General features: G+C 60.3%; 10 protein-coding genes. 6 read left to right on the top strand and 4 right to left on the bottom strand.

Features of this window, described 5'->3' with window-relative positions:
• Positions 1–13 precede the first annotated feature (13 nt).
• Entirely contained in the window at positions 14–919 is a 906-nt protein-coding gene (locus HKK54_RS26625; protein ID WP_169388384.1) for a LysR family transcriptional regulator, read from the top strand.
• On the opposite strand, the gene HKK54_RS26620 is transcribed toward HKK54_RS26625, so the two are convergent.
• Positions 912–1,859, bottom strand: coding sequence for a cupin (locus HKK54_RS26620; protein ID WP_169388383.1), 948 nt, complete (start codon positions 1,857–1,859; stop codon positions 912–914). The two genes, HKK54_RS26625 and HKK54_RS26620, sit on opposite strands and share 8 nt — an antisense overlap.
• 581 nt (positions 1,860–2,440) lie before the next feature.
• On the opposite strand from HKK54_RS26620, the gene HKK54_RS26615 reads away from it, so the two are divergent.
• The 3 genes from HKK54_RS26615 to HKK54_RS26605 all read left to right on the top strand — a co-directional run bounded on the left by HKK54_RS26615 (position 2,441) and on the right by HKK54_RS26605 (position 6,484).
• Positions 2,441–3,766 (top strand): OprD family porin, encoded by a 1,326-nt coding sequence (locus HKK54_RS26615; RefSeq protein ID WP_169388382.1) that lies wholly within the window; start codon positions 2,441–2,443, stop codon positions 3,764–3,766.
• Positions 3,767–3,886: 120 nt separating this feature from the next.
• Positions 3,887–4,267, top strand: coding sequence for a RidA family protein (locus HKK54_RS26610; RefSeq protein WP_169388381.1), 381 nt, complete (start codon positions 3,887–3,889; stop codon positions 4,265–4,267).
• Positions 4,268–4,495: 228 nt separating this feature from the next.
• Positions 4,496–6,484 (top strand): peptidase U32 family protein, encoded by a 1,989-nt coding sequence (locus tag HKK54_RS26605; protein WP_169388380.1) that lies wholly within the window; start codon positions 4,496–4,498, stop codon positions 6,482–6,484.
• 48 nt (positions 6,485–6,532) lie between these two features.
• On the opposite strand, the gene HKK54_RS26600 is transcribed toward HKK54_RS26605, so the two are convergent.
• The gene (locus HKK54_RS26600) at positions 6,533–7,402 is read right to left on the bottom strand and encodes a hypothetical protein (RefSeq protein ID WP_169388379.1); all 870 of its coding nucleotides are present in this window, start codon (positions 7,400–7,402) and stop codon (positions 6,533–6,535) included.
• Positions 7,403–7,429: 27 nt separating this feature from the next.
• On the bottom strand, positions 7,430–8,326 hold the full coding sequence (locus HKK54_RS26595; RefSeq protein ID WP_169388378.1) for a DMT family transporter: 897 nt from the start codon (positions 8,324–8,326) through the stop codon (positions 7,430–7,432).
• Between the two features lie 130 nt (positions 8,327–8,456).
• On the opposite strand from HKK54_RS26595, the gene HKK54_RS26590 reads away from it, so the two are divergent.
• Both HKK54_RS26590 and HKK54_RS26585 read left to right on the top strand, forming a co-directional pair.
• Positions 8,457–8,900 carry an Lrp/AsnC family transcriptional regulator gene (locus tag HKK54_RS26590; RefSeq protein WP_008433323.1) on the top strand — a complete coding sequence of 148 codons (444 nt, stop codon included), beginning with the start codon at positions 8,457–8,459 and terminating at the stop codon, positions 8,898–8,900.
• A gap of 96 nt (positions 8,901–8,996) precedes the next feature.
• Positions 8,997–9,851, top strand: coding sequence for an NmrA family NAD(P)-binding protein (locus HKK54_RS26585; RefSeq protein WP_169388377.1), 855 nt, complete (start codon positions 8,997–8,999; stop codon positions 9,849–9,851).
• 145 nt (positions 9,852–9,996) lie between these two features.
• On the opposite strand, the gene HKK54_RS26580 is transcribed toward HKK54_RS26585, so the two are convergent.
• Positions 9,997–10,770, bottom strand: a complete 774-nt coding sequence (locus tag HKK54_RS26580; protein ID WP_169388376.1) for an SDR family NAD(P)-dependent oxidoreductase — start codon at positions 10,768–10,770, stop codon at positions 9,997–9,999.
• Positions 10,771–10,887: the final 117 nt, after the last annotated feature.

Below are 10,887 nucleotides of genomic sequence, written 5' to 3'. Positions count from 1 at the left end.
CCGAGGGCTGCACGTGGACTACTTCGCAGCGTTAACCGCCTTTGTGGAAGCGGCCGAGGGGAATAACTTCTCCCGCGCCGCCGACCGGCTGGGCATCAAGGCGTCTACGGTTTCACGCTACGTGAAAGACCTGGAGCAGGACCTGGGCATCGCCCTGTTCAACCGCTCGACCCGCACGCTGCGCCTGACCGAGGGCGGCCAGACCTTCCTGATGCACGCACGCCGGGTGCTGGACGAACTGGAGCAGGCCAAGGCGGCTACCTCGGCGCTGAACGAACAGCCCCGTGGCGTGCTCAAGCTCAACCTGCCGCCCGCCTTTGCCCGCCACCATGTGCTGCCCACCTTAAACGCGTTCCTGGCCCGCTACCCGCAGATCAAGCTGGAACTGGTGCTGGATGACCGCCACGTCAACCTGATCCACGCCGGCGCGGACCTGGCGATCCGGATTGGCACCCTGGCGGATTCCACGTTGAAGGCCCGCAAGATTTGCGATGAAAACTACCGGCTGGTGGCCAGCCCGGGGTTTTGCCGGGAGCACCCGGCACCGTCCAGACCTGCCGACCTGGCGGCACTGCCCGGGATTCTGGGGGCGGCTGAGATTGCTTTCGCCAACGGGCATGAAGTGTCGCCGCTGGTGCATAAAGACTGCCTCCGGATCAACGACCTGGACGCGCAGATGATCGCCGTACAGCAAGGCCTGGGGTTTGCCTTGCTGCCCGACTGGCTGGTGGCCGAGCGCATTGACGTCGGCGAGCTGGTGGTGTGGTTGCCTGAGTGGAGTATCCGGATCGCCGGCCGCGAATCGGCGGTGTGGTTCGTCTATCCGCCCAAGCGCATCGTGTCTTCCAAGGTGCGGTGTTTCATCGACTTTATCGTCGAGCAACTCGGCGAAACGCCGCACTGGAAGCGCGTCAGCTAAAGCGTATATCCAGCGAGCGCAGGTAGGTTTGCAGCCCGGCGTCCTGGATCGGAATCAGGAACGCCTCGGTGTCGGACTCGTTGAAATGGGCATGCCAGTAACCCGGTGGTGTGACAAACGCCAGCCCCGGCGACCAGTCGACCCGCACCGGGTTGCGGATTTGCCCGTCGGCGTCCAGCTCGGTGCCCACCAGCGAGTAGCAGCCCTTTGGGCAATCGATGATGAAATCCAGCGCAATCGACTGGTGCCGATGAGGTTTTTGAATCGATCCGGCAGGCAGGATGCCGTACATCGCCCATAGCACATGGGTCACGGTGCGGGTTTGCGGGAAATGCCGATTGCCCAGCAGGATGCTGATGCGGCTGCGGTCCTGGGCGCGGGGATCATCGGCGGCTTCACGCAGCTTGGCGTTGGCCAGCTCCGCCGGGTACAGCGTCGGCACGAAGCGGTCGGCACTGCGGGTCACGCCCAGATAACGCAGCAGTGGTTCGTCATGCACGTAGTACAGCCGCGCATCCCGGGTTGCGCTGAAGTGCGCCGGCTGCAGGCCTGGCAGCGCCAGGAAGCACCCCTTGGACCATTCGATCCGATGCTCACCCTGAACCACACTGCCCTGCCCCGCGATCACATAAAACACCTGTGAGGTGGCGTTGGGTTGCAGGTCCAGCGTATCGCCGGCGTTCAAGCGAATGAAGTTCGCACACAGCCCCGGGCCGGTGGCCGGGCCTTCGCAGCCCAGTGCCTCGCTGAGGTCCAGCGGCACAACCCGGGACGGGCCGCTGTCGTACAGCGAGGCCGGGAAGCTGTGGTAGGGAATGCGGGTGATCAGGTTGGCACTGATGGGGTTGGCGGCTTTGCTGTATTCGAAGTATTCGGCGTCTAGCAGGTGCAGGTGCAGGGGCTGGGTATCGGTCACGTCAGGCTTGAATTCACGGTTCATTATGATCACCAATCTACGGCTGGATTTCGCGACGCCTCGTGGGACGTTGCGGCGGTGATGGAACTATAGGCACTCAATCGCGCGGGATTAATCCCTCGCCTCGCACAGCAGTTGTGCGAAATGGGGCAGAAGTGAACCGTTATTCTACGCAGTTGCTTAGTTTGAATTAACCAACTATCAAAGTGCCACTTTATAAACAGGTTAAAAATTTATACATCTAGCGACCATAAAAAATCCGCCGCAGAGACTGCGGCGGCAAACCAAAGGATTTTGTCGAAGCAGAGCGGCTAAGACACGACCAAAACTACAGCAGCACGGGCAGCGGTATAGTGAATTTTAATTAATCGAGTTTAACCATCCCTTCACTGGTCCTTTACCGCAAACCGGTTAAAAATCCCCCATCGCGCAAAGGCCAGCGCCGCCCGCCAGGGGGTGCCCGGCTAAAACTACAACACGCGAAACCCGGCTTGAATGCCCGTCTTAATATCGCCTGCCCAAAAGTTATATACGCCATAAAAAATAAGGCCGTGCACCTGCGCACGCAACTATTAGCGATTAATCTATCCGGGGTAGCTATAACCATGGTTAAACAGTGGAGCCTATTAGCGCTGGTCATTTCCAGCAGCCTGAGCCAAGTGGCTTTGGCAGAATCAGTAATGGATCAGGCAGACGCCAAGGGTTTTGTCGATGGCAGCACTCTCACCGGCGTCGCGCGCAACTACTACTTGAACCGTAACCGGGAAGAAGGTCGCGCCGACCAGCGTGACTGGACACAAGGCGTCATGGCCAACTACATCTCCGGTTTCACGCAGGGCACTATCGGGTTCGGCGTCGACGCCTATGCCTACGGCGGGCTGAAACTCGACTCCCAGCGCAAATATGCGAACACCGGCAACCTGCCGCTTGATCGCAACGGCGACCCTCAGGACGCCTACGGCTCGCTGGGTGGTGCGTTGAAACTGCGGATCTCCAGGACGCAGCTCAAATACGGTGAAATGCAGCCCACTGCGCCGGTGTTTGCCGTCGGTGGTGTCGGGTTGCTCGACCAGACCGCCACAGGCTTTGACCTGACCAGCAACGAAATCGCCGGCCTGAACCTGGAAGCCGGTCACTTCACCGCGACCAACGGTGGCGATACCACCAACCATGAGCACGATATCTTTGCCACCTACGCCAACGTAGCGACCAAGAGTGCCAGTTTTGTCGGGGGCAAATACACCTTCACCCCGGACTTGAGCGCGACGGTGTACGCCGGCGAATTGCAGGACGTCTGGCGCCAGTACTACACCAACCTCAATTACGTGATGCCCCTGAGTAATGGCCAGTCGGTGACCCTGGACGGCAACCTGTACCGCACCCTCGATACCGGGAGTGCCAATGCGGGCACGATCAACACCACGGCGTACTCGCTGGCGGCGGCCTATTCGTTCCTGCAGGCCCACACGCTGACGCTGTCGTTCCAGAAGATCGATGGCAATGAGCCGTTCGACTATATCGGCGCGGGTGACAACGGTGCCGCCGCGGCCGGCGACTCGATCCTGCTGGCCAACTCGGTGCAATGGTCTGACTTCAACGGCCCAGGCGAAGCCTCCTGGGCCCTGCGGTACGACTTGAACATGGCGCCCTACGGTGTGCCGGGACTTAGCTTCATGAGCCGCTACATCAACGGCTCCGACATTGACGGCAGCCACACCCCCGCCAACAGTGCCTATCTCGGCGCCTACGGCGACGGCGCCAAGGAGCACGAAACCGACGTAGAAGTTAAGTACGTGGTCCAGAGCGGGCCGGCGAAAAACCTCGCGTTCCGCCTGCGCCAGGCCTACCACACCGGCAGTTCCGAGTCGGGCAGTGGCGGCGACGTCAACGATACGCGCCTGATCGTCAATTACCCGTTCAGCATCCTGTAAGCCCTTCCCGGGACGTGCCGGCGACGTCGGTCGCTGGCACGGTGATCGGCTATTTGGGTTGGCAGTTCTGCTGGAGGCGTTAAACTGCGCGGCCTCACTCTGCAGCAAAACGAGACCTTCATGGCCAACCACGACCTCGCTTTCACCCCCGACCTCGACCCGGACTCCATCTCGTCCGAAGTCATCGGCTTCAACGGCATCCTCGTCTCCACGCAAATTCCCACCCGCGCCGACGGCAGCCTGGAACTGGGCGACATCACCCTGCAAAGCGAATGCACCCTGCAGGCCCTCAAGGTGGCCCTGGAACGTGCCGGCAGCTCGATTGACCGGGTCATGCACCTGACCATTTATCTGACCGACATGGCCGACCGCGCCGCTTTCAACGAAGTCTACAAACGCTATTTCGCCAAGCCCTGGCCCGTGCGTGCAGCGGTTGGCGTGGCCGCCCTGGCGGTGGAAGGCATGCGGGTTGAAGTCACGGCGATGGCCGCCAAGGCCTGATGAATAAGGGGGTCGACGCTCCAATGTGGGAGCTGTCGAGCCCCAGCGAGGCTGCGATGGGATCGCCTCGGTGTAACGGATACACCGCGGTGCCTGCATCGCGGGCAAGCCCGGCTCCCACAGTTGACTGCATTCCACTGTGGGAGCGCACGTAGGCCCTGATAGATGTCGATAAGGCATTTCGCAGCTACAATGCCCGCCTCCGTGACAAGCCTGACTAAAAAAACTATGTCCTTGCCCAAGCATCACCTGGAATTGCTCAGCCCTGCGCGCGATGTTGCCATCGCTCGCGAGGCTATCCTGCATGGCGCCGACGCCGTGTACATCGGCGGCCCGAGTTTCGGCGCGCGCCATAACGCCTGCAACGACGTGAGCGATATCGCGCAGTTGGTGGAGTTCGCCCGGCGCTACCACGCGCGGGTGTTCACCACCATCAACACGATCCTGCACGACAACGAGCTGGAACCGGCCCGCAAGCTGATCCACCAGCTCCACGACGCCGGCGTCGACGCGCTGATCGTCCAGGACCTGGGGGTGATGGAGCTGGATATTCCGCCCATCGAGCTGCACGCCAGCACCCAGACCGACATCCGTACCCTGGGCCGGGCGAAGTTTCTCGACCAGGCGGGTTTCTCGCAGTTGGTATTGGCCCGCGAGCTGAACCTGCAAGAGATCCGTGCGATTGCCGACGAAACAGACGCGGCCATCGAGTTTTTCATCCACGGCGCCTTGTGCGTGGCCTTCTCCGGCCAGTGCAATATCTCCCACGCCCAGAATGGCCGCAGCGCCAACCGTGGCGATTGCTCCCAGGCGTGCCGCCTGCCCTACACCCTGAAAGACGACCAGGGCCGCGTGGTTGCTTTTGAAAAGCACCTGCTATCGATGAAAGACAACAACCAGAGCGCCAACCTGCGTGCCCTGGTGGATGCCGGCGTGCGTTCGTTCAAGATCGAAGGCCGCTACAAGGACATGGGCTATGTGAAGAACATCACTGCCTATTACCGTCAGCGCCTCGACGAGATTCTCGAAGACCGCCCCGACCTGGCGCGCGCGTCCAGCGGCCGTACTGCGCATTTCTTCCTGCCCGACCCGGAAAAGACCTTCCACCGTGGCAGCACCGACTACTTCGTCACCGACCGCAAGGTCGACATCGGCGCCTTCGACACCCCGACCTTTACCGGCCTGCCGGTGGGTGTGGTGGAAAAAGCCGGCAAGCGCGACTTGCAAGTGGTCACCCATGAGCCGCTGTCCAACGGTGACGGCCTCAACGTGCTGATCAAGCGCGAAGTGGTGGGCTTCCGCGCCAACATTGCCGAGCCAAAAGGTGAGTTTGAAGAGGACGGCGAAAAACGCTATCGCTACCGCGTCGAGCCCAACGAGATGCCGGCCGGCCTGCATCAACTGCGTCCGAATCATCCGTTGAACCGTAACCTGGACCATAACTGGCAGCAGGCATTGCTCAAGACCTCTGCCGAGCGCCGTATCGGTGTGTCGTGGGTGGCCCGCCTGCTGGAAGATCGCCTGGACCTGACCGTCACCAGCGAGGAAGGCATCAGCGCCAGCGTCGCCCTGCCCGGTCCGTTCGGCGTGGCCAACAAGCCGGAACAGGCGCTGGAAACCCTGCGCGACCTGCTGGGCCAACTGGGCACCACCCAGTACCACGCCACGTCAATCGAGCTGGATGCACCGCAGGCGTTCTTCATCCCGAACTCGCAGCTCAAGGCATTGCGCCGTGAAGTGATCGAGGCGCTGACCGAGGCGCGTATCCAGGCTCATCCACGGGGCGGCCGCAAGGCAGAAACCACGCCGCCGCCGGTGTACCCGGAATCGCACCTGTCGTTCCTGGCCAACGTCTACAACCAGAAGGCCCGCGACTTCTATCACCGTCACGGCGTGCAACTGATCGACGCGGCGTATGAAGCCCACGAAGAAACCGGCGAAGTGCCGGTGATGATCACCAAGCACTGCCTGCGGTTCTCGTTCAACCTGTGCCCGAAACAGGCCAAGGGTGTGACCGGCGTGAAGACCAAGGTGGCACCGATGCAGTTGATCCACGGCGATGAAGTGCTGACGCTGAAGTTCGACTGCAAGCCGTGCGAGATGCACGTGATCGGCAAGATCAAGGGCCACATCCTCGGCCTGCCGCAACCGGGCAGCGTGGTGGGTTACATCAGCCCGGACGACCTGCTCAAGACCATCCCTCGCGCACCGCACTAAGTGACGGACGAGCACAATGCGCTAGCGTTGTGCTCGTTTGACAGGTCATCAAGTCTCATCAATGTCGCCGTCTTCCAGACGGTGTTCTTCATTTTTCAGGCGTTTTTCCCGCTTCGTCTTGCGCTCCTGCACATCACGCTCCAGTTGGGCATCAAGCGCGCGCTGGCGCTGGAAGGATTGCTCATCCCGCTGTTCAAGCCTTTGATGCAGCGGCGGATGGTAAATGTCTTCGCCTGCAGCGCGGTCGACATGAAATGGCACAACCATCAATAAAAACAATACAAGCAGGATTAACCCAATCAGCATGCTCGATCCTGTTTGCATTTCGAGCCACCCGCATAAGGTGCTGGCTTGTGAGCCTCCCGGTAACCAGAAGTTAAAAACCGTCAGGAAGAATGCACAGAAGGCGTAGTACTGGTTCGTGTGCTGCTCTGCTCGATCGGCCTTGCGTCGCGCAGCATGGTTGTTATACAGATTGATTAAAAAGTCACTCTGCGTCTCATGTGCCTCCGCTCTTAACTCCCACGCTCTGACGCAATCCCGATTGCGCCGGTATCTGACGTTGAACGTTTCGCGTCCCGTGATTCCGGATGCGCTCAGGATCCAGTTCTCAAACCCGGTAAGCGCCGGTACGCCAAAGGCAAGATAAAGCGTACCTGCCAGGCTGTATATAACGGGCAAAGCGAGGGAAATCAGGCCTGAAAAGGCAATAAACCCAATCAGGAGTTTTATCCCGAGCTCTAGATTGAGCGTGTTCCCCGGTATTTGGAGGCCTACGATCCCCACCCCGGAAAAGTACACCATCACGGAATCGAAGAAGACCAGAAAGCTGATGACCAACAAGAAAAATGAGGGCCTTACTGATTTTTCCAGCATTGAAAGAAATTGCTCTTTCGCTAGATGCTCCGATGCAGACATTTGATTCTCCTGAGATGCAGCCTGGATTCAGCTCGTCTGCATACCAGTTTTTGGTCTCCACCACCAACCCCGCTGCAACCCCGCCGCCGCGAGCAGAATCGCCGCCACGCCGAGCCATTGCAGCCAACCCAGGCGATGACCAAAGGCGATCCAGTCAACAAAAATGGCCGCGATCGGGTAAATAAACGACAGCGCCCCGGTGATTGCCGTGGGCAACTTCTGGATCGCCCCATACAGCAACACGTACATCAGGCCGGTATGCACCACGCCCAGGGCCAGCAGTGCCGCCCACGAATCCATCGAGGCGGACAGGCTCTGCCACTGCATCAGCGGCGCCAGCAGCACGGCGCCCGTGGTCACCTGGATCAACGCCATCAAATGCGGCGGCACGTCCTTCAAGCGCTTGATGATCAGCGCCGCAATCGCATACAGAAATGCCGCCCCCAGCGCCAATGCCACGCCCACCAGATAGTCATCCCCGGCGTTTTGCTGATCGCCATGGGCGGTGACAATCGCCAGCATCCCGACGAACGCCACGCTCAACCAGGCAAGCTTCTGCACGGTAATTTTCTCGCCCAGGAACACCGCCGCCAGCATCACCAGCATGAACGGCTGCACGTTATACACCGCCGTGCTGATGGAGATTGAAGCCCTGGCATAGGACTCAAACAGCAGCAACCAATTGCCCACGATCGCCACGCCGCTGAGCATCGCCAGCCCCAATTTGGCGTAGCTCAGCAGGTCAAGTCGCAGATAGCCCATCAGCCAGCAGACCACCAGCAACGTCACTGCGCCGATCACGCAGCGCCAGAACACCACCTCGACAACGGGCACACCCGACACCAGTACAAACCAGCCGATGGTGCCGGATATCAGCATGGCGGCGACCATTTCCCATGAACCGCGACGTATGGATTTGTCCATGATTGAGCTCCTCAAGTGAGGCTCAATTATGGCAATCTGACTTGCAGCGACTCCAGATTCTAAATAAGGCGAACCGTGTATTTCGCCTATTCTTATTAGGCAAACCCGCGCAATGGCTTTCGGAGCGACCATGATTGACAGCATTGACCAGCAACTGATCGCCGCACTGATGGATGATTCACGTCTGTCCCTCAAGGCCTTGGCGGGCATCACCGGCCTCTCCTCCCCCAGTGTCGGCGAGCGACTGCGCCGCCTGGAAGAGCGCGGCGTATTAAAAAACTACACCGTGGACATCGACCCCAAGCATTTTGGCTATCTGCTGCAAGCCATCGTGCGTATTCGCCCGCTGCCCGGGAAACTGCAGGAAGTGGAACGGCAGATCCAGGCGATCCCGGAGTTCACCGAATGCGACAAGGTGACCGGCGATGACTGCTTCATTGCGCGCCTGCACGTGCGCACCATGGATCAGTTGGACACCCTGCTGGACCGGCTCAACGCGTACGCCGAAACCAACACCGCCATCGTCAAGAAAACCCCGGTCAAACGCCGGTTGCCGCCACTTGGCGACTCGTGACTTTGAGTCACTGATGCAGTGACGGGATCGCTATTCTGTGCATCGGGTGCGGTGTTTATGCTTGCTCCACACATTGGAACAACAGGCGTAAACACCATGTATGTCATCACCGGAATCACAGGCAAAGTCGGCGGCGCCCTGGCGCGGTTTCTCCTCAATGATCATCAACCGGTGCGCGCGGTGATCCGCGATGCCGCCAAAGGCGCCGAATGGGCCGCGCTGGGTTGCGAGGTCGCCATCGCGAACATGGACGACGCCGCCGCACTTACCGAAGCGTTCAAAGGCGCCACCGGCGTGTTCATTCTGCCGCCGTCGGACTTCGACCCGGCGCCCGGTTTTCCCGAGGCGCGCAAGGTGATTGCCGCCGTTGCCCAGGCCATCGAGGCTGCTGCGCCGCAAAAGGTGGTGTGCCTGTCGACCATCGGCGCCCAGGCCGAGCACGTTAACCTGCTGACTCAACGGACCTTGATGGAACAGGCGCTGAGCGCGTTGAACGTGCCGGTGACCTTCCTGCGTCCGGGCTGGTTTATGGAAAACGCGGCCTATGACGTGGTCGCCGCCCGTGAACACGGGGTGATCAACAGCTTCCTGCAACCGCTGGATAAAGCCGTACCGATGATCGCCACCGCTGACGTCGGCCGCCTCGCCGCGCAACTGTTGCAGCAACACTGGAGCGGGCACCGGGTGGTTGAGCTGGAAGGCCAGTGGGTCAGCCCGAACGACATTGCCCGCACCCTGACCGAAGTGCTCGGTCGCGGCGTGATCGCGCAGGTGGTGCCTCGGGATACCTGGGAAGCGATGTTTCGGGAACAAGGTGCGCAGAATCCGTTGCCGCGCATGCGCATGATCGATGGGTTTAATGAAGGCTGGATCTGCTTTGAGCATGCCGGGGTGGTCAAGGGTGAGACCACGTTGCTCAAGGTGCTGCGCGAACTGGCTGCCAAAGCCTGAATCGTCTCTGTGGCGAGGGGGCTTGTCCCCCGTTGGAGTGCGAAGCGCTCCCGTTTTTTTGGGGCTGCTTCGCAGCCCAGCGGGGGACAAGCCCCCTCACCACAAGAGCCCTGGCACAGGTTTAAGGCCAGGCCGGGTTGCCCAGTCAGTTACGGCCCGCAGTCACGCCACCATCGACAGGCAACACCGTACCGGTAATCCACGAAGCCTCGCTCGACGCCAGGAACAGGATTGCCTGGGCAATATCCGCCGGCTGGCCATTACGGCCCAACGGGTGAAAGGCGTTGAAGGTCGGCAGCACTGCCTTGACCTGGTTTTCGTCCATGAATGTGCCATACACCGGGGTTTCCACTACGGCCGGGGCCACGGTGTTGATCCGGATATTGGACGAGGCCAGCTCAATCGCGAGGTTGCGGGTCAGCGCATGCACCCCGGCGTTGGCCGCCGAGTACGCCGCCGACGGTGTAGCGCCAATGGCCTGGATCGCCCACAGGGAACCGGTCTGCACAATCGCACCGCCACCGCGTTGCAGCATGGCTTTCGCCGCCGCCTGGGCCATGAAGAATTTGCCTTTGAGGATGGTTTCGAGAAACCAGTCGTATTCCGTGGCATCCACTTCCAGGAATGGCTTGGGACGGAACACACCCGCGTTGTTTACCAGGATATCCACTCCACCAAACGCCTTCACCGCCTCGTCTACCAAGGCCTGGGCCGTGGCCGGGTTGGCGATGTCGCCGGCCAGTGCGCGAATCGAGGTGCCGCTTGGGTCGATTGCTTCAGCAACACGCTGCAGTTTTGCCGCGTCACGACCGCCAATCACCACGTTGGCGCCCTCTTCCACAAAACGGCGTGCGACTTCTTTGCCGATACCCGAACCGCCACCGGTAACGATCACAACCTTGGAAGAAAATCTTTGCATGGCAAATAACCTCTGAGTATAGGATTTCCAGCGCCTGTTACTTATATCGCCGGGTTGCCTGCTATTCTTGCGGCTTGGCGTAAGGCCAACAAACCAGATCTCTTTCGCCATCATTAA

The organism is Pseudomonas sp. ADAK13, from assembly GCF_012935715.1.
Classification (GTDB): Bacteria; Pseudomonadota; Gammaproteobacteria; order Pseudomonadales; family Pseudomonadaceae; genus Aquipseudomonas.
This window is presented reverse-complemented; position numbering and strand designations above follow the sequence as displayed.